Origin of the sequence: Sphingopyxis sp. BE259, from assembly GCF_031457495.1 — a bacterium.
In the GTDB taxonomy this organism is placed as follows: Bacteria; Pseudomonadota; Alphaproteobacteria; order Sphingomonadales; family Sphingomonadaceae; genus Sphingopyxis.
In genome coordinates, this window is record NZ_JAVDWM010000001.1 from 1131282 (window position 1) to 1151887 (window position 20606).

Here is a 20606-nt window from a genome sequence, read left to right on the forward strand (position 1 = left end):
CGAATACTGGCAAGGCCAGCGCCGAGTGTGAGCACGCACATGCTCCACTCGGCCAAGCCGCCAGCGCCTATAAGCACGTACAAATACGCGACCCATAAGCCACCGCCTTTCTGAATGCGGGGGCAAGCCCGCGCTCCGGAAGGCCCACGCCTCCGCCGCTATCAGAGACGACGGTTCCGGTCAGAAAGCCGAATAGGACGGCTGCCGAAAACAGGCATAATCGAGTGAGAACAAATAGCCAACCATGAACAGCGGCCATTTCCACCCGTTGGTCTCTTGGCTTGGGGATAAGTGCGGATAACTCGGGTTCGCTAGCTCACGCGAATCCATGTCGAAATCGGAGAACATCATGAACTGGTTTGGCCGGAAGGCTGCGCAGAGTGCTGCGCGGCCTGCTTTGTCGCGGGTGTATGGGACGTATGGGATGATGGGCTCGGCGCCTGCGCCCTTGTCTTTTGAGGCGCAGTTGCGTGCGGGGTATCTGAGCAATGCGATTGTTCAGCGCAGCGTGCGGTTGGTGGCGGAGGCCGCGGGCAGCGCGCCGGTGGTGGCGAGCGATCCGGGGTTGGCGGCGCTGGTTGCGGCGAATTCGGGCGGGCAGGGGCTCGTTGAGACGCTCGCCTCGCAATTGCTGCTGCACGGCAATGGTTATGTGCAGATTTTGACCGACGGGGCAGGGGCGCCGGCGGAGCTGTTTGCGCTGCGGCCCGAGCGGGTGACGGTCGAAGCCGATGCGCGCGGGTGGCCGGTGGCCTATCGGTACAAGGCGGGCGGTTCGGTGGTGGTGCTGCCCGCCGAGGATGGCGCGGGGCGGACCGCGGTGGTGCATGTGAAGGCGCTGCATCCGCTGGACGATCATTATGGTGCGGGGTGCCTGGGCGCCGCGAGCGCGGCGATCGCGGCGCATAATGCTGCGGCGGTGTGGAACCGCGCGTTGCTGGACAATGCGGCGCGGCCGTCGGGGGCGCTGGTCCATGATCCGGGCGACAAGGGGATGCCCTTGTCGGCGGAACAAGTGGACCGGCTGCGCGAGGAACTGGCGGAGAGTTTCGCGGGCGGGGCGAACGCGGGGCGGCCGCTGCTGCTGGAGGGCGGCCTCAGGTGGCAGGCGCTGTCGCTGTCGCCCGCCGAGATGGATTTTCTGGCGCTGAAAGATAGCAGCGCGCGCGAGATTGCGATGGCGTTCGGGGTGCCGCCGATGCTGCTGGGGCTGCCGGGAGATGCGACCTATGCCAATTATCGCGAGGCGAACCGGGCGCTGTGGCGGCTGACCGTGCTGCCGCTGGTCGGGAAGATTTTGGGGGCGGTCGCGCAGGGGCTGAGCGGGTGGTTCGAGGGCGCCGAGCTGTGGGTCGATCTGGATAAGGTGCCGGCGCTGGCCGAGGACCGGATGGCGCTGTGGCACGAGGTGTCGGCGGCGGACTGGCTGAGCGCGGACGAAAAGAAGGCGTTGTTGGGGGTGACCTGACTCGCACCGTCACCCCGGCTTTTGAGCCGGGGGGCATGACGCCGGCGCTGCGGTGGATCCCGGATCAAGTCCGGGATGACGAATTGGAGATTATGACATGGACGAGGATGAGGCGCTGGCGCGGTTGATCGCGCTGGCGGGGACAAGTGCGGCCGGAGCTTCCGGTGCGCCCGACGCGGCGTTGCTGCGCGCGGTGGTCGAGGAGGCGAGCGAGCTGGGGGCGCGGCGGGCGTTGGCGCGGCTGGGGCTGGCCGACGAAGCGGCGCGCGAGGATGTCGGTGATCTGCGCCAACTGCTGAGCGCGTGGCGCGATGCCAAGACGAGCGCGTGGAAGGCGGCGGTCGATTGGGCGGTGCGCGGGATGCTGGCGGCGCTGGTGGTGGGCCTGGCGGTGAAGCTGGGGTTGCCGGGATTGTTGCGGTGAGCGCGGCTGGTGCCACTGCCCACCCCCAACCCCTCCCGCAAGCGGGAGGGGGGATCAGGTTCGCGGGCTATGCGGCGGTGTTCGATCGCGTCGATCGGGGCGGGGATGTTGTGCGGGCCGGTGCTTTTGCCGCGAGTTTGCGCGAGCGGCGCGCGGTGCCTTTGCTGTGGCAGCACCGGCCGGGGGCCGTCGTCGGGGTGATCGAGAGATTGGCGGAGGATGAGCGCGGCCTACGCGTCGTGGCGCGGGTGACGCATCCGACCGCGGCGGGGCTGGTGGCGCGCGGGGCGCTCACGGGATTGAGCTTTGGGTATCGGGTGACGGCGGCGCGCGGTGGCAACCCGCGCGAGTTGCTGGCGCTCGACCTGGCCGAAGTGAGTTTGGTGGCGGTGCCGATGCAGGCGCTGGCACGGGTGATTGCGGTGGTGAAGGAGTGAAAAGCATGGACGATATGGAAGTGAAAGCTGACGCGCTGGATGGCGCGTTCGATGCGGTGCTGGCGGCCGAAGCCGTCGATGATCTGAAGGCGTCGGTGGCGGCGTTGAAGGCGCAGGTCGATGCGCAGACGGTGGCGTCATCGCGGTTGCCTCTGGACGGCGCGAAGGCGGCCGATCCGGCGCGCGATGCGTTTGTTGAGCGCTATTTGCGGCGCGGGATCGATGCCGGGGTCGAGATGAAAAGTCTGTCGGGGGCGTCGGGCGGCGACGGCGGCTTTGCGGTGCCGCGCGAGATCGACGGGGCGATCGCGGCGACACTGAAATCGCTGTCGCCGATCCGGTCGATCGCGACGGTCGTCCAGACGGGGACGAGCGGGTATCGCAAGCTGGTCGCAACGGGATCGATGGGCGCGGGCTGGGTCGGCGAGACCGCAGCGCGGCCCGAGACGGCGACGCGCAGCTTTGCGGAAATTGCGCCGCCCTCGGGTGAGCTTTATGCCAATCCGGCGGCGAGCCAGGCGATGCTGGACGATGCGATGTTCAACGTCGAGGACTGGCTGGCCGATCAGATCGCGCGGGAGTTTGCGATCGCCGAGGGCGGGGCGTTCGTGACCGGCAACGGCACCAACCGGCCTAAGGGTTTCCTGACCTATGCCACCACCAACGAGAGTGACGCGGTGCGCGCGTTCGGCACGGTGCAGCATCTGGCGACGGGGACCGCGGGGGCGTTTCCGGCATCGAACCCTCACGACAAGCTGGTCGAGCTGATCCATTCGCTGCGCGCGCCCTATCGCCAGGGCGCGGCGTGGGTGATGAATTCGGACACGCTGGCACGCATCCGCAAGTTCAAGACGACCGACGGGGCGTTCATCTGGCAGCCGGGCATGGTCGAGGGACAATCGGCGACGCTGCTGGGGTATCCGGTGGTCGAGGCCGAGGACATGCCCGACATCGCCGCAAACAGCCTATCGATCGCATTCGGCAATTTCCGCGCCGGCTATCTGGTCGCCGACCGCGGCGAGACGCGGATCCTGCGCGATCCGTTCAGCAACAAGCCGTTCGTGCATTTTTATGCAACCAAAAGGGTCGGCGGTGCGATCATCGATTCGCAGGCGATCAAGGTGATGAAATTCGCCGCCAGCTGATCTGACGCTGGCGCGATCGGCGCCCGGCCCGTGCTTCCTCAACCCCTTTCGGGGCCGGGCCGGGCGCCATTTTTTTTCGGATATCATCAACGAAAGGATGGGCTTGCCATGCCGACCCCCTTTTTCGCCGACCTGGTGCGCGAGCTGTGCCAGGACGGCGGCACCGGCCCGCTGACGCCGACCGGCGCGGTGCCCGGCCATCGCCGCTTTGCCGATGTCGTTCCGGTGGACCTGCAATTTCACTATGCCATCGCCGGCATTGCCCAGCCTGGACAATGGGAGGTCGGGCGGGGCCGGATCGACGGCAGCGGGCGACTGGTGCGCGAGCTGGTCGCGAGCTCTTCAAACAATGGCGCGCTGGTGGATTTTGCGGCGGGACTCAAGACGATCGCGCTGACCGTTGGCGCCGCGTGGTTCGCCGCCCAGGACGGCGCCATGGCCGCGCTGACCGATGCGGTCGGCAGCAAGCAGCCGCTATCGACGACGCATACCGCCGCGGCGACCGGGCTGGCCGACGATCAGGTGACGGTGCGCCGCGCCGGGAGCTGGGTCAACGTGCCGCTGTCGGCGCTGGCATATCGCGATGCCGACGGACGGTTTGCGCTGACCGGTGCCTTGGGGGTGCCCAATGGCACTGCGGCGGCGCCCACCCTGACGTTTTCGGGTGACACCGACAGCGGCATGTTCCGGGCCGCGAGCGATACCATCGCCGTGGTGACGGGTGGCGCCGAACGGCTGCGGGTGACGGCGAACGGGCGGATAACGGTGGGTGGCGGCGCCGCCAACTATCGGTTCAACATTGCCGAAGCCAATCCGGGGCGAGGCATCCTGACGGACTTTGGCAACATCGACGGCGCGCCCAACGGCGCCTTGATCAGCTTTACCCAGAACGGCATTGCCAATTGGTGCATCGGGCAGGTGCCGGCGACGTCGGCGCTGGCCATTTATCGCGACCGCAACGGCGGCAATGATGGCGCCGAACTGTGGCGGTGGGAAGCGAGCGGGGCGGGGCGTCCCGGCGCCGACAATGCCTATTCGCTGGGCACCGCAGCGTATCGCGTGGCGACGGTTTTTGCCGGGACGGGAACGATCAACACGTCCGATAGCCGCGACAAGGCGTGGCGCAGCGCGATGGACGCGGCGGAGCGGCGCGCGGCCATTCGGATCGCCGCCGAGCTGGGGTTTTACCAGTGGCATGACGCGATTGCCGAAAAGGGGGCGTACGGGGCGCGCCAGCATTTCGGGATCCGCGCGCAGCAGGTGTGGGCGATCATGGCGGATGAAGGGCTGGTCGACCCGCTGGACGATGACGGCCGACCGGGGCGCACGCCCTATGCCTTTCTATGTTGGGACGAATGGCAGACCGCAGGCGGCGCAGCGCACACCCGCTTCGGCATCAGGTCCGACCAGCTGGCGCTGTTCATCATGGCCGCGCTGGCGCAGCGGCTGGCGGCGCTGGAGGCGGCGGCATGATGGGCGGCAGCGCCCTGGCATCGCGCGCCATTGGCGATGCGGCGCGGCGCGACCTGGCCAGCGAATGGGGTGGGCCTGAGCCCGCTGCGGCGCAGGCTGCGGTGCCGCCGATCCGTGAGGCCAGCCGCCGCGTGATCATCCGCAAACCATAAGGTCAGAATCCCAAACAAAGGAATGGCGATGACGATGATCGTGAAGGATCCGGACAGCCGGATCGATTTCGAATTCGACTGGGCGGCGGCCTATCCCGGCGGCCAGGCGGTGCTGGCGAGCGTGTGGGCGATCGTCCCGGCCGAGGCCGACGGCGTCGCGGTGGCGGCGGCCGCGCACGACCTGATGCAATCGACGGCGACATTGACGGGCGGGGTTGCCGGCCATGTCTATCGGGTCACCAACCGGGTGACGCTGAGCGACGGGCAAATCGACGAGCGGTCGATGACCGTCCGCGTGGAGGACCGGTGATGACGGCTGGTCTGTTACCGGGCGATGCCCCGGTGAGCCTGAACGAAGCGCGTGGCTGGTTGCGGCTGGGCTCGACGATCGACGATGCCGTAGTTGCCGGACTGGTCCGCGCCGCGACCAATATTTGCGAGGCGTTTATCAGCCATTGGCTGGTCATCCGCGCGACCGAGGAGGTGCTGCCGCTACGCGCCGGGCAGGTGCGGTTGACCGCGCGGCCGGTTGCTATGGTCGAGACCGCGGTGCTGCTGAGCCCGGCTGGCGATGAGACGGTGCTGGAGGCGGGCGGATACCGGCTGCGCCACGGGCGCGATGGCAGCGGGCAGCTGATGATCGCGCAGCCTGGCGATGCCGAGCGGGTGCGGGTAACCTACCGCGCCGGGATCGCCGAAAATCCCAACGGGATTCCCGAAGCCATCCGTCAGGGTATCGTGCGCATGGTTCAGCATCTGCACGATGCCCGCGATACCGCGCCGGTCGCGCCGCCCGCAGCCATTGCGGCGCTGTGGCAACCGTGGCGGCGGATGACGCTGGGCAGCGGACAATGAGCGGCGCAGAGCAGGCGGTGCGCGCCAGGGCGCTGGCGTTGCTGGCGGGCGACGCCGAACTGGCGGGGTTGGTGCATGGCGTTTTCGATGGCACGCCGCAGCGGGCCAGCGCGCCCTATGTTTCGGTTGGCGGCGCGGAGGGGACCGACTGGGGCACCAAGGACTGGGCTGGGCGCGAGGTGCGGTTGACGCTGGTGCTGGTCGGGGTGGGCGCCGCGGTCGACGATGCGGCGACCGGACGGATCGATGCGGTGGTGGCTGCGATGCGCGGGGTGGCGGGCGGGTGGTCGATCGTTGGCGCGCGGGTGGTGCGGACGCGGTTCGGTTTCTTGCGCGAGGGCGGCTGGCGGCACGAGGTGGTCGTGCGGTGCCGGTGTTTGGCGGGGTGAGCGGGCCCCCGCGAGAGAGCGGGGATCGTCTGATGCAGACGAATAGGCGAAATTCCGCATCCCTTCAGGTCGTCATCCCCGCGAAAGCGGGGACCCAGAGCGTGCGTCAGCGGGCCTGTCCCTGGGTTCCCGCTTTCGCGGGAATGACGAGGGTGGGGGATGGCCGTTTTCTACCCCAAAAGCTGACGCCCGCTTCAGGTACGCAAACTATATTGAGGATCAATCGCCGGGCAGCGAGTTGTTCGCTTTGTAATCCTTGAACTTGTCGGTGAAATTGGCGTGGTAATCTTCGACCTGCATGTCGGCGTCTTCGGTCGCGACGGCCGCCGAGTCGCCGCCTGAGCGGCCAAGCGCGATCACCGCCTTGCGGAACGCATCGCGTTCGGTGCTGCAATTGGCTTTCAGCGCCATTTCATATTCGACCTCTTCGACCTTGGCCTCGAGCGCCTTTTTCATGTCGTCGCGCAGGCATTTGGTGAAGGCCGCGCGCGTCGTGTCGACGGTCGGCGACTGGACCATGGCGGCCAAAAGCAATGTCGTGATCAGCATCCTGTGACTCCCCGGTTTCGGATGGTTTTATGATGAGGAGATTAGACGATGGCAATTGAAAATGGGAGCACTTTTCTGCTGAAGGTCGGCAATGGCGCGGCGCCGCCGACCTATCAGACCGTGGCGGGATTACGGACGACGCAGCTGTCGGTGAACGGCGAGGCGGTGAACGTCACGACCAAGGATTCGGGCGGCTGGCGCGCGCTGTTGTCGGGCGCCGGGGTGCGATCGGTTTCGGTGAGCGCAGCAGGGATTTTTACCGGTTCGGCGGCGGAAGTACGGGTGCGCGGTCATGCGCTGGCGGGGACGATCGACGATTATGAGCTGAGTTTCGAAAGCGGCGAGCGGCTGCGCGGGCGGTTCCTGGTGACGCGGCTGGACTATGCCGGCGATTATAACGGCGAGCGCAATTACACACTGAACCTGGAATCGAGCGGCGCGGTGGTGAGCCTGTGAGCGCGGCGGCGAATGCGCTGCGCGGCGAGGCGGAATTGCGGGTTGGCGCCGAGGTGTTTGTGTTGCGCCCGAGCTTTGCCGCGCTGGTCGCGGCGGAGGGCGAGCTGGGGCCGCTGTTCGCGCTGATCGAGCGCGCGGCGGACGGACGGCTGGGACTGGGCGAGCTGGCGGTGCTGTTCTGGCACTGTGTGCGGGATCGGCCCGAGGGGCTGAGCCGTGAGGCGGTAGGTGAGGCGGTTGTCGCGCAGGGGCTGGCGGCGGTGACCCCGGCGCTGCGCGTGTTGCTGGGGCAGATATTGTCGGGGCGGTGAATGGTGTCGAATGATCGAGTGGGTCTGGCCGCGGTCACGCTGGCGGGTGTGATGGCGCGCGTTGCGGGATGGCGGCCGGATGATTTCTGGGCGGCGACGCCTGCCGATGTTCGCGCGGTGCTGGCCGGCTGGGTCGAGGCAGAAGCGGTAGCGACATTCGACGGCGGCGCGCTGGCCGCACTGATGGAGAAATTTCCCGATGGATGAGATCGACGAGATGGTGGTGGCGGTGCGCGCCGACACCAGCGCGTTCCGGCGCGACATTGCGGCGCTGCGTGGTGAGCTGGAGGGGTCGCTGGGGTCTGGCGCCGATGCGGCAGGGCGGGCGATCGAACGCGCGCTGAGCCGCGCGATCGTGGCGGGCAAGCTGGGGTTCGAGGATCTGAAGCGGCTGGCGCTGGCGGTGATGGCCGACATTGCACGCGCCGCGATTTCGAACGGGATCGGGGCGCTGGGCGGCGGCGGATCAGGCGCGAGTCAGGGCGGCGGTGGTCTGCTGGCGCTGGCGCTGTCGCTGTTCGGGGCGCCGGGACGCGCAACGGGCGGCCCGGTGAGCGCCGGGCGCGCCTATCGGGTCGGCGAGCGCGGACCCGAGCTGTTCGTGCCGACCGCGAGCGGGCGGATCGAGGCGGCAGGCGGCGGCGCGCGCAATATCGCGATCACGGTGAATGTGCAGGGGCAGACGGACAGCGAGCCACAACGGCTGGCGCAGACCGGGCGGCAGCTGGCGCGCGCGGTGCGTCGAGCGGTGGCTAGTGGGGAAGATTGAGCCACACTTCTTTGTAGGCCTGACCCCGTCCGCGATTGTCCATTGCAGAAGAAGGATTTGTGCCCCGGCGAACGCCGGGGAACAGCCGGTTGTTGGGCGCTGTGCTGCTCGCCCACCCCACTTCACTGGCGAGCAAGCTCGCGAGTTTCGTTGCCCCTCCCCTGAAGGGGAAGGGATGGTGATGTCACCTGGAAAGGCTGTCGTGATGGGCTGGGCATTGGTGGCGGCGGCCGAGCCGCATCATCGCAAGGGTTGGGTGAAGCGGTTCGATCCGCGCTTTTGGACGGTCGATTTCGCGCGGCCGATGATGGCGAGCGTGAGTGATCCGGCACCGCGAACGCTGCGCGTCGAGGCGGTGTTTTACCGCAAGCAGGATCTGGCGGGGTTGATTTGGGAAAGCGAGGATCGCTGGGATCATCCGCTGCTGGCGTATGAGACGAAGCGCGATTTCCGGCGCACGCAGCTGAGCTTTCGGTGGCGGTCGGGCGGGGTCAAGCCGCTCGATGCGCTGCACGGGCCGACGCTGACCATCGAGGGACGCGATGCGGCGGGGAGCCCGCGTGCCTGGTATGTGCGGTCGTGGAATTATGCGGTCGGGACGGCGGAAGATGCGGTCGTCACGCTGGATTTCGATGCGCTGGACGGCGGGTTCCTGCTGCCCGGCGAGGCCGATCCGGTGTGGGCGGGGGACGTGGACCGGATGTTCATCTCGCTGGTGCCGCCGACCTATGATGGCGCCGATGGGGTGCTGGCGGCGTCGGTCGAGGGCTGGGCCGAGATGAGCGCGATCGCCTGTTCGGGATCGGGATCGGTGCTGGCGATCGGCGATGCGGTGCTGCCCGAAACCGCGCTGGGCATGACCAACGGCTATGACGATTGCTATCACCTGACCCCGGCGCGGGTGGTGCGGCAGATCGCGCAATTGGGCTATCGCGGCGATGTCGTCCATTATGTCGGGATGAGCCATTATATGCGGCTCGAACCCGGCGGCGACGGGTTTTGTGTCAGCCTGGCGGGCGGGGCGCTGAACCGGCCCGCGCGCGAATGGCACCGGGCGCTGGCGGCGGGGTGCGCGGCGGCGGGGCTGGGGCTGATCTGGTCGCTGTCCTATGAGGTGTTCGACGCCTATTGCCCGGCGAGCTGGAAACAGCGCGATGCCGACGGCGCCCCGGCGCTGACCGGGTGGGTGCCGCCATCGACCCTGTTGTCGCCCGCCAATGCGGCGGCGATGGGATATTTGCAGCTGGTCGCGCGGGCGTTTGTCGCGATCGGTCGTGATGCGGGGCTGGCGCCGAAATTCCAGGTCGGCGAGCCGTGGTGGTGGGTCAATCCGGGCGGCAAGATCTGTGGTTATGATGGTGCGACGGGTGCGGCACTGGGCGAGGCGAGCGTCGCGATTGCCGACGTGCGCGGGACGCTGAGCGCGCCGCAGCGGGCGATGCTGGACGCTTTGGGGGCGTTGCTCGCGACATCGACGGCGGCGCTGGTCGCGGCGGCGCGGCATGAGGCGGGGGCGGCAGGGCTTCAGTCCTTTCTGTTGGTGTTTTTGCCGACTGTGCTCGACCCGGCGGCGCCCGAGGTGCGGCGGGCCAATGTGCCGCTGGCGTGGGCGAAGCCGGCTTTCGATGTGTTGCAGCTGGAGGATTATGATTGGGTGACCGCAGGGCGCGGCGCCGAGACCGCGGGGGCGCGGGCGGCGATGGTAGTGCGACTGGGCTATCCGGCTGACGAGCAGCAATATTTTTCGGGCTTTGTGCTGGACGCGGAGGATCGCGGGCAGTGGCGGGCGATCGCCGACGCCGCCGACGCGGCGCGGCGGGCGGGGGTGGCGCGGACGTTCGTGTGGGCGCTGCCGCAAGTGGCGCGCGACGGGTTCGTGGCTTTCGACGGGGAGGATGAGGTGCAGGCTTTTGATGCGGTGGATTTCCCGCTGGCGATCGGGCGCGAGGCGATGGTGGCGACCGAATTTTCGACCCAAATCGTGAGCTCGCCATCGGGGCATGAACAGCGGGCGAGCGAATGGGCCGAGGCGCGGATGGCTTATGATGCTGGGCCGGGGATAAGGTCCGAGGCCGATGTGCGGGTGCTGGCGGATTTTTTCCGCGCGCGGCGCGGGGCGGCGCGGGGGTTCCGCTTTCGCGATCCGTTCGATGCGAGTTCGGCGGCCGATGGCGGATTGCCGACGGCAAGCGACCAGATGCTGGGGGTCGGCGACGGGGTGCGGCGGCAGTTTGCGCTGGTGAAACTTTATGGTGCGGGGGACGCCGAGCAGGTGCGCGCGATCCGGCTGCCGGTGGCGGGGAGCGTGCGGGTGTCGGTCGATGGGATCGAGACGGCGGGGTTTTCGGTGACGGGCGCGGGTGAGGTGCTGCTGGATGTGGCGCCCGCTGCAGGGATCGCGGTGCGCGCCGGATTTCTGTTCGATGTGCCGGTGCGCTTTGCCGAGGATCGGCTGGAGGCGAGCCGCGCGACCTTTCTGGCGGGCGAGATTGCGCGCGTGCCGCTGGTCGAGGTGCGGGCGCCATGGTGATGCTGGCCGCGCCCGACTGGCTGCGCGCCGAAGTCGTGACGCTGGCGTGGTGCTGGCGGCTGGCGCGGCGCGACGGGGTGGTGATCGGGCTGACCTCGCACGACCGCGACCTGCTGGTCGGCGGACTGGTCTATCGCGCCGCGCCGGGGATGAAGCCGTCGGCGCTGGAGACGAGCGACAGCCTGGAGGCGGCGACGATGGACCTCGAGGGCGCAATCGCGAGCGATGCGATTGCGGCGCGCGATCTGGATGCGGGGCGCTGGGACGGCGCCGAACTGGAATTGTTCGTGACCGACTGGACCGAATCGGAAGCGGCGCCGGTGACGGTGGCGCGCGGATCGCTGGGAGCGATCGAGCGGCGCGGGGCGGCGTTCGCGGCGGAGTTGCAGGGGGTGACGCGGTTGCTCGACCGGCCGGTGTGCCCGGCGACGTCGCCGTCGTGCCGCGCGATGCTGGGCGACTGGGCGTGCCGGGTCGATCTGGCGCCGCTGTCTCATGTCCGGCGCGTGGTGGCGGTCGCCGGGCGGGCGGTCACACTGGACAGCGCGGTGGCGGGACTGGCGTTCGGCGAATTGCGGTGGATCGAGGGCGCCAATTGCGGCTTGTCCAGCCCGGTGATCGCGGCCGACGGCGCGGTGTTGCAACTGGCCGAAGGACCGGCGTTTTCGGTGGCGGGCGCGGTGCGGGTGCGGCTGATCGAAGGATGCGACAAGCAGCTGGCGACGTGCCGCGACCGCTTTGCCAATGCGATCAATTTTCGCGGTGAGGCCCATCTGCCGGGCAATGATCTGCTCACCCGTTATCCCGGTGGCTGACGGCGCCAGCCGCGCCTTTGCAGCGGCACAGACGATGGTCGGCGCGCGGTTTCGCCCGCAGGGCCGCGACCCGGCGACGGGCGTCGATTGCGTCGGGCTGGTCTGGGCCGCCTATAGGGCGGTCGGCGAGCGACTGGTAGCGCCATCAAACTATCCGTTGCGCGGCTGGTCGCGGGCACAGGTCGAGGCGGGGTTGACGGCGGCGGGGTTCTCCCCGGTCGAGGACGCCGCACGCGTTGGCGATGTGGCGCTGATTGGATGCCCGGCGAGGCAGTTCCATCTGGGGCTGATCGGGGTGACAACATTTGTCCATGCCCACGCCGGTTTGCGGTGCGTGGTTGAGACGCCGATTGATGCGCTGGCACCCGACGCGGTGCGGTGGCGATTTATAGAGACAGGGGATGACGATGGCGACGTTGGTGCTGACGGTGGTCGGCGGGATCGTTGGGGGACCGGTGGGCGCTGCGATCGGCGCGGCGCTGGGGCAACAGGTCGATGCCCAGATCTTTAAGCCGAAAGGGCGCGAGGGGCCGCGGCTCGCCGATCTGAAGGTCCAGGCATCAACCTATGGCCAGCAAATCCCACAGCTGTTCGGGACGATGCGCGTCGCGGGCAGCGTGGTCTGGGCGACCGACCTGATCGAACGGCGGAGCAAACGCGGCGGCGGCAAGGGGCGGCCGTCGACGACCGAATATAGCTATGCGGTGTCGTTGGCGGTCGCGCTGTCGTCGCGTCCGATCCGCGCGATCCGGCGCATCTGGGCCGACGGCAACCTACTGCGCGGCACCAGCGGGACGTTTCAGGAGCGCTGCACGTTTCGCTGGCATGACGGCGGCGAGGACCAGGCCGTCGACCCGTTGATTGCTTCGGCGACCGGAATGACGTCGGCGAGCGCTTTTCGCGGGCTGGCCTATGCGGTGTTCGAGGGGCTTGAACTGGGCGCCTTTGGCAACCGGATTCCCTCGCTGACCTTTGAAGTAGAGGCCGACACGGGAACGGTCGATGCCGGGATGATCGGCGATCGCCTGTTGGGCGAGACCGGGCGATGTTTCGGGGCGTGGCCGTTCACCGGCTATGCCGCGTCGGGCGACCGGGCGCGCGACGCGCTGGCGCCGTTGTTCGATGTCGATGGTGTGCGGGTGGCGACCGGTTCGGAGCAGTGGCGGCTGGCCCCTGCAGAGTTGACCGGCGCGCCGCTGATGCTGAGCGGTTTTTGCGAGGCGCTGCGGATGGAAATCGAGCACGATGCAATCGAGCGCCAACGCGCGCCATTGTCGTCGTTGCCGGGGTCGATCCGGCTGCGCCACTATGAACCTGAACGCGATTATCAGCTGGGGCAGCAGGCAAGCCAGGTCGCGGGGGGCGGCGTGCGCGAGGAGCGGATCGACCTGCCCGCAGTGTTGCCGGCGCCGTCGGCACGGGCGCTGGCGCAGCGCCTGGCTGCGGCGGCGGCGGATGGGCGCGAGACATTGATCTGGCAGGCCGATCTGGCGGCGCTGGCACTGCCGGTCGGGCATGTCGTGACGCTGGCTGATGGCAGCGCATGGCGCCTCGCGGCGCGGACGGTGCGCGCGAACGAGATATTGATCGAATTGAAGCGGCACCAACCAGTGCCCGCCGCCGACCTGCCCGCCGCGCCGGGGATCCCGGTGCGCGCGCCCGACTGGCCCGATGCGGTCGGGACGGTGCAGCTGTTCGATCTGCCGAATCTGGGAAGCCCGGGCGCCGTGTCGGCGCGGGTTCTGATCGCTGCTGCGGGCAGCAATGATGGCTGGCGCGGTGCCGATTGCTGGTTCGTGCCGGTCGCCGGGGCCGAGCCCATCGCGCTGGGAACGGTGCGGCCGGCGGCGGCGCTGGGGCAGTTGTCAGCGCCGCTGGCGACGGGAAGCGAAATGCTGTTCGACCGCGCCGCGACCCTGATGGTGACGCTGGTCAACCCGGCGATGACGCTGGAATCGGTCGGCGACGCGGCGCTGCTGGGCGGTGCCAATCGGGCGATGGTGGGCAACGAGTTGGTGCAGTTCGGTGTCGCCGAGGCGGTGGGAGCGGGCGCGTGGCGCCTGTCGCATTTGCTGCGTGGCCGCGCCGGGACGGCGCAGGCGTTGGGGCATCCGGCGGGTGCGCCTTTTGTTCTGATCGATGATGGCGCACCGATGCTGTTGCCCGAAACGCTCGCCACGGCGGCGGAAAGCGGCGGCGCACTGCTGCAATGGACACCGCGCGGCGCGACGGCGATGACCGAGATGGCGGTTCCCGCGGCGACCAGCGCGCTGCGGCCGCTGGCGCCGGTGCATGGCCGGGTGGTGCCCGATGGGGCGGGCGGTGTCGTCATTGGCTGGCGCCGCCGCAGCCGCGTCGATACCGGCTGGCGCGACCATACAGACCTGCCGCTGGGCGAAGGACGCGAGGCGTGGCGTATCGCGTTGTCGCCGCCCGTGCCCGGGCGGGCGCCGTGGGAGCGCGACGCACCGACGCTGCATCTTGCGGCGGCGGACCTGGCTGGATTGCCTACCGGCACCGCGATCCTGATTCGCCAGGTCGGCGATTTTGCGCTGTCGCCGCCGCTGTCTTTGCCGCTGACCTGAAGAGGATGATGCCATGACCGACATACCGCTGACCCCGCGCTTTGCCTTGCCATTGCTGGCGTTGGCGCAGGCGCAAAAGGAAATGACGCACAATGAGGCGCTGACCCTGATCGACGCGCTGGTTCATGCCGCGGTTATGGCGGGGCCGCTGAACGACCCGCCGTCGGCGCCGGTGCCGGGGCAATGCTGGCTGGTCGGCGCGGCAGCGACGGGTGCCTGGGCCGGGCAGGCGACCGCCATCGCGCTGTGGACGGTCGGGGGATGGCGTTTTGCCGCCGCGTCGCCGGCGATGCAGGTGACGCGCCTGACCGACGGGGCGCGGCTGCGATTCGAGGCGGGGGAATGGGTGGCGCCGGTGGCGATCAGTGCTCCTTCGGGCGGCTCGACAGCGGACACCGAAGCGCGTAGCACGCTGACCACGCTCATCGCCGCGCTTGAGGCGCAGGGTCTTCTGATCTCAGGCTGAATTTCTGAGCATTGGTTTTTAAAGTGCGACTTTTTGGCAACAGATTGACGATTTGTTCGCTTGCACGGAACCAAAGCGGCGAGTAGGACGTCTGCCGAGACGTATATCTCAATTTGAAAGGGGAATTACTATGAGGAAGCTTGCCGTCGCTATGGCATTGGCCTCCACCGCCCTGGCTTCGCCTGCTCTGGCGCGCGACGACTCCTGGTACGTGGGTGTTGGTGCTGGTGCTATGCTGGTCGAAGACCTTGATCTCGATATTGGCACGTTCAACAATGCCGGTTCGGTCGATCATCGTGCGGGTTATGACTTCGAAGGTACCGTCGGTTATGATTTCGGCGGTTTCCGCGCTGAAGTCGAAGTCGGCTATCGTGAAGCCGACATCAAGTCGGGCCGCTTCACCAACCCCGGGATCCCGAACAGCGCCAATGGCGCTGGCACGTTCACCGGTTCGACCGCGCTGAACGGCGACACCAATGCGCTGAGCTTCATGGTCAACGGCATGCTCGACTTCGGCGACGACGACGGCCTTCAGGGCTTTGTCGGCGGTGGTGCCGGTGTTGCCCGCGTGTCGGTTGAACCCGTGTTCGCCGGCCCGTTCATCGATGACTCGGATACGGGCTTTGCCTGGCAGGCCATCGCCGGCGTTCGCGCGCCGCTGAGCACCAACTGGGATGTTGGCCTGAAGTATCGCTTCTTCAACGCCGACAACATCGACCTGGTCGATCAGGCTGGCCGCGACGTTTCGACGCGCTTCCGTTCGCACTCGATCCTCGGTACGCTGACGTACAACTTCGGTGGTGCACCGGAGCCGGTTGTGGCCCCGCCGCCGCCGCCGCCGCCGCCGCCTCCCCCGCCGCCCCCGCCCCCGCCGCCGCCGCCGGTCGTGCAGTGTGAGCCTGGGCCGTACATCGTGTACTTCGACTGGGATCAGTCGAACATCACGCCGGAAGCCGCTTCGACGCTCGACAACGCGATCAGCGCCTATAACCGTGGTTGCACGGGTACGCAGGTCATGCTCGCCGGTCACGCTGACCGTTCGGGTTCGGCCACCTACAACGTCGGTCTGTCGGAACGCCGCAACACCGCGGTTCGCAGCTACCTGACCGCTCGCGGTATCTCGGATGGCTCGATCAGCGCGCAGGGCTTCGGCGAAAGCCGCCCGGCCGTTGCCACCGCCGATGGCGTCCGCAACGACCAGAACCGTCGCGTGGAAATCACTTACGGTCCGAACTCGGGCATGTAAGATCGGTTTCCGCTCCCGACTGGGACTGGAACGAAAAGAGGGGCGGTGCCGCAAGGCGCCGCCCTTTCTTCATGGGTGCGATGCGCGGCACCCGACTTTGCCGCGCGGTACGCGGTGATGGCGGAGCGATGCCGTTGGCAAATTCCGCTTGCCCCGATCAATTTATGATATACCATCACAATTTGGGCGCGAGACGGTCTTGGGCCCTTGATGATGGGCGAGCGCCCGGCAATCACGGTGCGATCGACCCCGACCGGGAGAGAGACGATGCGCCAACGCCGCAGCCAGTTTCATCGCAGCATTTTTCGCGCCGACCCCAATGGCGATCCCGCCATCAATACGACGCCGCTGATCGACGTCATGCTGGTGATGCTGGTAATGTTCATCATCACCATCCCGCCGCCGACGCATAGCGTCGATGTGACCTTGCCTGCGGACGGCATCGGGATTCCGATTGCCGACGAAAACCGGGTGACCATCGATACCGCCGACGTGATCCGCTGGAATGATGAAGCGGTCGATCTGGCCCAACTGGGCATGCTGGTCAAACAGGCGGCCGACCGCCCCGAGCCCGCGGCAATCCTGCTCGAACCCGATGCGCGGGCGCGCTACCTGCGCGTCGACGAGGCGATCGGCGCGATCCGGCGCAACGGCGGGTCGAAACTCGCCTTTCCGGGGATTCGCGAATATGCCGGGCTGATCTGAACCGATCGCTTCCGCCGTAGTCAGGCGGCGGGCGCGGTGCCGGGGCGCAGATACGCCATCATATAACCGACATAATCGGTCTTGCCGAGCGGTACGCCCATGTGGCGCAGGATCGAATAGGCGGCGACCGCGTGGAAGTAAAACTGCGGTTGTGCCCAATCGCGGACGTAGGTGCGGGCGGTCATGTCGAAGGCCATGCCGTTCGGCAGATCGAAAGCGATCGGGCGATCGGGGGCAGTGTCGAGCGTGGCGGCATCGATCGTATCGAGCCACGCTAGCGTCGTCGCGATCTGCGTCTGGAGGCCTGCGAAGTCGGTTGCGTCATCGGTCAGAGCGGGGGCGCCGACTGCACCAAGGCGGGTCGGCGGCTGGACCGCTTGCGAACAGGTGAACCGCACTTGGGCGGCCAGCGGGAACATGTCGGGCGCGAGGCGCGCGACGATGAATTGCAGTTCGCCGACGCCATTCTGCTCACCCCAGGCGAGTGCCTTGTCGAGCTGGGCGGACAGTGCGTTGAGGCCGTTCCGGTAGGCCGGCACGGTCATGTCGTAAAGCATCGTCATATCCTTCGAAGGGTCATGGGGTCAGGCGGGGGCAAGATTGTCCTGAAATTGCAGGCGCGCGAGGCGGGCATAGAGACCGTCGGCGGCAACGAGCGCGTCATGTTTGCCCTCCTCCACGATCCGGCCGTTGTCCATCACGATGATCCGATCGGCGGCGCGGACGGTAGCGAGCCGGTGCGCGATGACGATCGTTGTCCGATCGTGCATCAATGTTTCCAGCGCGTCCTGCACCAGCTTTTCGGATTCGGCATCGAGCGCCGAGGTCGCCTCGTCGAGCAGCAGCAGCGGCGCGCGGCGGAGCAGGGCCCGGGCGATCGCGACGCGCTGGCGCTGCCCGCCCGACAGCCGGGCTCCACCTTCGCCCATGAAGGTGTCGAGTCCTTGCGGCAGCTTGCGGAGGAATTCTTCGGCATTGGCGGCGCGCGCGGCGTCCCACAATTGTTCGTCGGTCGCGTCCCAATTGCCGTAGCGCAGATTGTCGCGCGCCGAAGCGGCGAAGATGACGGTTTCCTGCGGCACCATCGCGATGCGGGCGCGAATGTCGGCGGGGTCGGCCTCGGTCAGCGGGACGCCGTCGAGCAGGATTTGCCCGCCCTGCGGGTCGTAGAACCGCTCGGCGAGCTGGAACAGGGTTGATTTGCCGGCGCCCGAGGGACCGACGATCGCCACCGTCTCGCGCGGCTGGATCGCGAGGTTGAAATCATGGAGCGCCGGAGCGTCGGGGCGGGTCGGATAATGGAATTCGACCTGCGCGAATTCGAGCGTGCCGAGCGATGGTTCGGGGAAGGCGCGCGGCTGCGCGGGCGGGGCGATGCTGGCTTCCGCGTTGAGCAGTTCGCTCAGCCGTTCGGCGGCCCCCGCGGCGCGCAGAAGATCGCCATAGACTTCTGTCAGTGCGCCGAAAGCGCCCGCGACCAGCCCGCCGGTGAGAACGAATGCGGCGATGGTGCCGCCGGTGATGGTCCCCGCGGCGACCCCTTCGGCGCCGTACCACAGCAGGGTGGTAATCGCGCCGAACAGCAGGCCGATGACGATCGCGGTCATGATCGCACGGAGGCGGATGCGGCGCTTGGCGGTGGCGAAGGTCGCTTCGACCGCGCTGGCGAAGCGCGCGGCTTCGCGATCTTCCTGGCCGAACGCCTGGACGATCTTCATCGCGCCCAATTGTTCGGAGGTGGTGGCGCCGATGTCTGCGACGCGGTCCTGGCTCGACCGCGACACATTCTGCAGGCGGCGGCCAAGCAGGACGATCGGCATGATAATGACCGGGATGCCGAGCAGGATACCGCCGGTGAGCTTTGGCGACAGGGTGAACAGATAGGCGATGCCGCCGATTCCCATCACCATGTTCCGGAGCGCCACCGAGACGGTGGTGCCGACGACTTGTTCGATGATCGTGGTGTCCGATGTCATCCGCGAGGCGATTTCGGACGGACGGTTTTCCTCGAAGAACCCCGGTGCGAGGCGGAGCAGGTTGCGCTGAACCGCCTGGCGGATGTCGGCAACGGTGCGTTCCCCAAGCCAACTGACGAAATAGAAGCGCAGCGCCGTGGCGAGAGCGAGGGTCAGAACGATGCCGTAGAACAGGCGGAAATGCGGCGCGACGTCGCCGCCGCCGGCGACAAAGCCGCTGTCGATCATTTCCTTGAACTGCCAGGGGATCGCCAGCGTCGCGAGCGCCGCGATCCCGAGCGCGACCGCGGCGATCGCCAGTTGCAGCGGATAGGCGCTGGCATAATGCCAAATCATCCTGAGGCTGCCGAGCTTGCGGCGCGGCTGCGCGGGGGTTTTTGCGGCGGAGGGGTCGGGGGTGCTGGCCATCGCATTGGCCCTAGCAGTGGCGCTGGCCGCGCTCAACGGCGCAGAATGACCCTCTGCTTCAAGCGCTTTGAAGCGGTGCTGCACGCCGAAGGATGCAGAAACAGAGCAAAGTTCCGCGTCAAAACCGATTATGATGCATTGCACAATGAGACGGAAGCCCTAGACTGGTGCCGACAAACGGTCGCCCGAAGAGCGCCGGGGCTGCCAAGGAACCATCGCATATGTTGTATCACGCCTTTGAAATGCAGAAAAGCTGGCTGGCGGGCGCAAGTGCGCTGGCGACCGCGGGGGCGCAGGTGATGCAACATCCGGCGAACCCGCTCGGCTATTTCGGCGGCAGTCCGCAGTTCGCCTCGGCGCTGGAAGTGTTCGCGCATGCTGCGGCGCCGCGCGGCAAGCCGGGGTTCGAGCTGTACGAAACCGAGGTCGATGGCGAAACAGTTCGCGTGACCGAAGCGATCGAGGCGCGCAAGCCGTTCGGTCAGCTCAAGCATTTCAAGCATAAGGGCACGACGGACGCGCCGAAGTTGTTGATCGTCGCCCCGATGTCGGGCCATTATGCGACGTTGCTGCGCGGCACGGTCGAAAGGATGCTGCCCGGGCATGACGTGTGGATCACCGACTGGCGTGACGCGCGCAACGTGCCGCTGGAAGCGGGCAAGTTCGACCTCGACGACTATATTGATTATCTGATCGGCTGGATGGAGCATATCGGCCCCGGCGCGCATATGCTGGCGGTGTGCCAGCCGTCGGTCCCGGCGCTGGCCGCCGCCGCGATCATGGCGGCGGACAAGAACAAGTGCCGCCCTGCGACGCTGACGATGATGGGCGGACCGATCGACACGCGCAAGGCGCCGACGGCGGTCAACCAGCATGCGATGACGCGGCCGCATGCGTGGTTTCAGGAAAATGTCATCGCCACGGTCCCCGCTTATTATCCGGGCGCCGGACGCCGCGTTTATCCAGGCTTTTTGCAGCTGGCCGGCTTCATGTCGATGAACCTGGGCAATCACATGATGAGCCACTGGTCGATGTTCAAACATCTGGTCGACGGTGACGGCGAAGAGGCCGACAAGACCAAGGAATTCTATGACGAATATCGCTCGGTGTGCGACATGACCGCCGAATTCTATCTGCAGACCGTCGATGTGGTGTTCCAGCGCCACGCGCTGCCCAAGGGCGAGATGCTGCACCGTGGCCAGCCGGTCGATCTGAATGCGATCGAGGATATTGCGATCCTGGCGATCGAGGGCGAGCGCGACGATATTTCAGGAATCGGTCAGACCAAGGCGGCGCTGACGCTGGCGAAATCGCTGCCGACCGAGAAGAAGAAATACCTGATGGCGAAGACGGTCGGCCATTATGGCATCTTCAACGGCCGCAAATGGCGCGAGGATATTGCGCCGGTGGTCGAAGGGTGGATCCGCAGCAACGGCGGGTGAGGTCG

Annotated in this window: 24 protein-coding genes; 21 read left to right on the forward strand and 3 right to left on the reverse strand. The window is 67.4% G+C overall.

Translation table 11 applies throughout. The features are described 5' to 3' along the window. Positions 1 to 349 precede the first annotated feature (349 nt). The 9 genes from J2X44_RS05470 (at position 350) to J2X44_RS05510 (ending at position 6343) form a co-directional block, all read left to right on the forward strand. Entirely contained in the window at positions 350 to 1468 is a 1119-nt protein-coding gene (locus J2X44_RS05470) for a phage portal protein (RefSeq protein ID WP_310088463.1), read from the forward strand. 97 nt (positions 1469 to 1565) lie between these two features. Then, positions 1566 to 1892 carry a DUF6127 family protein gene (locus tag J2X44_RS05475; RefSeq protein WP_310088465.1) on the forward strand — a complete coding sequence of 109 codons (327 nt, stop codon included), beginning with the start codon at positions 1566 to 1568 and terminating at the stop codon, positions 1890 to 1892. A 53-nt stretch (positions 1893 to 1945) separates the two neighbouring features. Further along, a complete protein-coding gene (locus J2X44_RS05480) occupies positions 1946 to 2329 on the forward strand; it encodes an HK97 family phage prohead protease (RefSeq protein WP_405053391.1) in 384 nt (127 codons plus the stop codon). Positions 2330 to 2334: 5 nt separating this feature from the next. After that, a complete protein-coding gene (locus J2X44_RS05485) occupies positions 2335 to 3474 on the forward strand; it encodes a phage major capsid protein (RefSeq protein ID WP_310088469.1) in 1140 nt (379 codons plus the stop codon). Positions 3475 to 3582: 108 nt separating this feature from the next. Next, positions 3583 to 4947 (forward strand): tail fiber domain-containing protein, encoded by a 1365-nt coding sequence (locus tag J2X44_RS05490; RefSeq protein ID WP_310088471.1) that lies wholly within the window; start codon positions 3583 to 3585, stop codon positions 4945 to 4947. Continuing rightward, a complete protein-coding gene (locus J2X44_RS05495) occupies positions 4944 to 5099 on the forward strand; it encodes a hypothetical protein (RefSeq protein WP_310088473.1) in 156 nt (51 codons plus the stop codon). The genes J2X44_RS05490 and J2X44_RS05495 overlap by 4 nt, the downstream gene beginning before the upstream one ends. 28 nt (positions 5100 to 5127) lie before the next feature. Next, positions 5128 to 5409, forward strand: coding sequence for a hypothetical protein (locus J2X44_RS05500; protein WP_310088475.1), 282 nt, complete (start codon positions 5128 to 5130; stop codon positions 5407 to 5409). Beyond that, positions 5409 to 5954, forward strand: a complete 546-nt coding sequence (locus J2X44_RS05505) for a hypothetical protein (RefSeq protein ID WP_310088477.1) — start codon at positions 5409 to 5411, stop codon at positions 5952 to 5954. The genes J2X44_RS05500 and J2X44_RS05505 overlap by 1 nt, the downstream gene beginning before the upstream one ends. Next, positions 5951 to 6343, forward strand: coding sequence for a DUF3168 domain-containing protein (locus J2X44_RS05510; RefSeq protein WP_310088480.1), 393 nt, complete (start codon positions 5951 to 5953; stop codon positions 6341 to 6343). Before J2X44_RS05505 ends, J2X44_RS05510 begins: the two co-directional genes overlap by 4 nt. Positions 6344 to 6562: 219 nt before the next feature. Here the strand turns inward: J2X44_RS05510 and J2X44_RS05515 are convergent, their stop codons facing one another. Then, positions 6563 to 6892, reverse strand: coding sequence for a hypothetical protein (locus J2X44_RS05515; protein WP_310088482.1), 330 nt, complete (start codon positions 6890 to 6892; stop codon positions 6563 to 6565). A gap of 48 nt (positions 6893 to 6940) precedes the next feature. Here J2X44_RS05515 and J2X44_RS05520 point away from each other — a divergent pair, with 48 nt between their 5' ends. The 11 genes from J2X44_RS05520 (at position 6941) to J2X44_RS05570 (ending at position 16775) form a co-directional block, all read left to right on the forward strand. Then, a complete protein-coding gene (locus tag J2X44_RS05520; protein WP_310088483.1) occupies positions 6941 to 7348 on the forward strand; it encodes a phage major tail protein, TP901-1 family in 408 nt (135 codons plus the stop codon). Next, positions 7345 to 7659 (forward strand): gene transfer agent family protein, encoded by a 315-nt coding sequence (locus J2X44_RS05525; protein ID WP_310088485.1) that lies wholly within the window; start codon positions 7345 to 7347, stop codon positions 7657 to 7659. The genes J2X44_RS05520 and J2X44_RS05525 overlap by 4 nt, the downstream gene beginning before the upstream one ends. Beyond that, a complete protein-coding gene (locus J2X44_RS05530) occupies positions 7660 to 7866 on the forward strand; it encodes a phage tail assembly chaperone (protein ID WP_310088487.1) in 207 nt (68 codons plus the stop codon). Continuing rightward, positions 7859 to 8428 (forward strand): tail tape measure protein, encoded by a 570-nt coding sequence (locus J2X44_RS05535; RefSeq protein WP_310088489.1) that lies wholly within the window; start codon positions 7859 to 7861, stop codon positions 8426 to 8428. The genes J2X44_RS05530 and J2X44_RS05535 overlap by 8 nt, the downstream gene beginning before the upstream one ends. A 205-nt stretch (positions 8429 to 8633) precedes the next feature. Then, on the forward strand, positions 8634 to 10958 hold the full coding sequence (locus J2X44_RS05540) for a DUF2460 domain-containing protein (RefSeq protein WP_310249369.1): 2325 nt from the start codon (positions 8634 to 8636) through the stop codon (positions 10956 to 10958). Further along, entirely contained in the window at positions 10952 to 11773 is an 822-nt protein-coding gene (locus J2X44_RS05545) for a DUF2163 domain-containing protein (RefSeq protein WP_310088490.1), read from the forward strand. The genes J2X44_RS05540 and J2X44_RS05545 overlap by 7 nt, the downstream gene beginning before the upstream one ends. Beyond that, the gene (locus J2X44_RS05550; protein WP_310088491.1) at positions 11766 to 12284 is read left to right on the forward strand and encodes a peptidoglycan endopeptidase; all 519 of its coding nucleotides are present in this window, start codon (positions 11766 to 11768) and stop codon (positions 12282 to 12284) included. The genes J2X44_RS05545 and J2X44_RS05550 overlap by 8 nt, the downstream gene beginning before the upstream one ends. Further along, positions 12181 to 14358 carry a phage tail protein gene (locus J2X44_RS05555; RefSeq protein ID WP_310088493.1) on the forward strand — a complete coding sequence of 726 codons (2178 nt, stop codon included), beginning with the start codon at positions 12181 to 12183 and terminating at the stop codon, positions 14356 to 14358. Before J2X44_RS05550 ends, J2X44_RS05555 begins: the two co-directional genes overlap by 104 nt. A gap of 13 nt (positions 14359 to 14371) precedes the next feature. Beyond that, positions 14372 to 14824 (forward strand): DUF2793 domain-containing protein, encoded by a 453-nt coding sequence (locus tag J2X44_RS05560; RefSeq protein ID WP_310088495.1) that lies wholly within the window; start codon positions 14372 to 14374, stop codon positions 14822 to 14824. Between the two features lie 130 nt (positions 14825 to 14954). After that, on the forward strand, positions 14955 to 16070 hold the full coding sequence (locus J2X44_RS05565; protein WP_310088497.1) for an OmpA family protein: 1116 nt from the start codon (positions 14955 to 14957) through the stop codon (positions 16068 to 16070). A 267-nt stretch (positions 16071 to 16337) separates the two neighbouring features. Further along, positions 16338 to 16775 carry a biopolymer transporter ExbD gene (locus J2X44_RS05570; protein ID WP_310088500.1) on the forward strand — a complete coding sequence of 146 codons (438 nt, stop codon included), beginning with the start codon at positions 16338 to 16340 and terminating at the stop codon, positions 16773 to 16775. A gap of 20 nt (positions 16776 to 16795) precedes the next feature. On the opposite strand, the gene J2X44_RS05575 is transcribed toward J2X44_RS05570, so the two are convergent. Together J2X44_RS05575 and J2X44_RS05580 are read right to left on the reverse strand one after the other, a co-directional pair. Beyond that, the gene (locus tag J2X44_RS05575) at positions 16796 to 17338 is read right to left on the reverse strand and encodes a DUF1993 domain-containing protein (RefSeq protein ID WP_310088502.1); all 543 of its coding nucleotides are present in this window, start codon (positions 17336 to 17338) and stop codon (positions 16796 to 16798) included. A gap of 21 nt (positions 17339 to 17359) precedes the next feature. Then, complete coding sequence (locus J2X44_RS05580; RefSeq protein WP_310088504.1) at positions 17360 to 19159, reverse strand: ABC transporter transmembrane domain-containing protein; 1800 nt, start codon at positions 19157 to 19159, stop codon at positions 17360 to 17362. 221 nt (positions 19160 to 19380) lie between these two features. On the opposite strand from J2X44_RS05580, the gene J2X44_RS05585 reads away from it, so the two are divergent. Further along, entirely contained in the window at positions 19381 to 20601 is a 1221-nt protein-coding gene (locus J2X44_RS05585; protein WP_310088506.1) for a polyhydroxyalkanoate depolymerase, read from the forward strand. Positions 20602 to 20606: the final 5 nt, after the last annotated feature.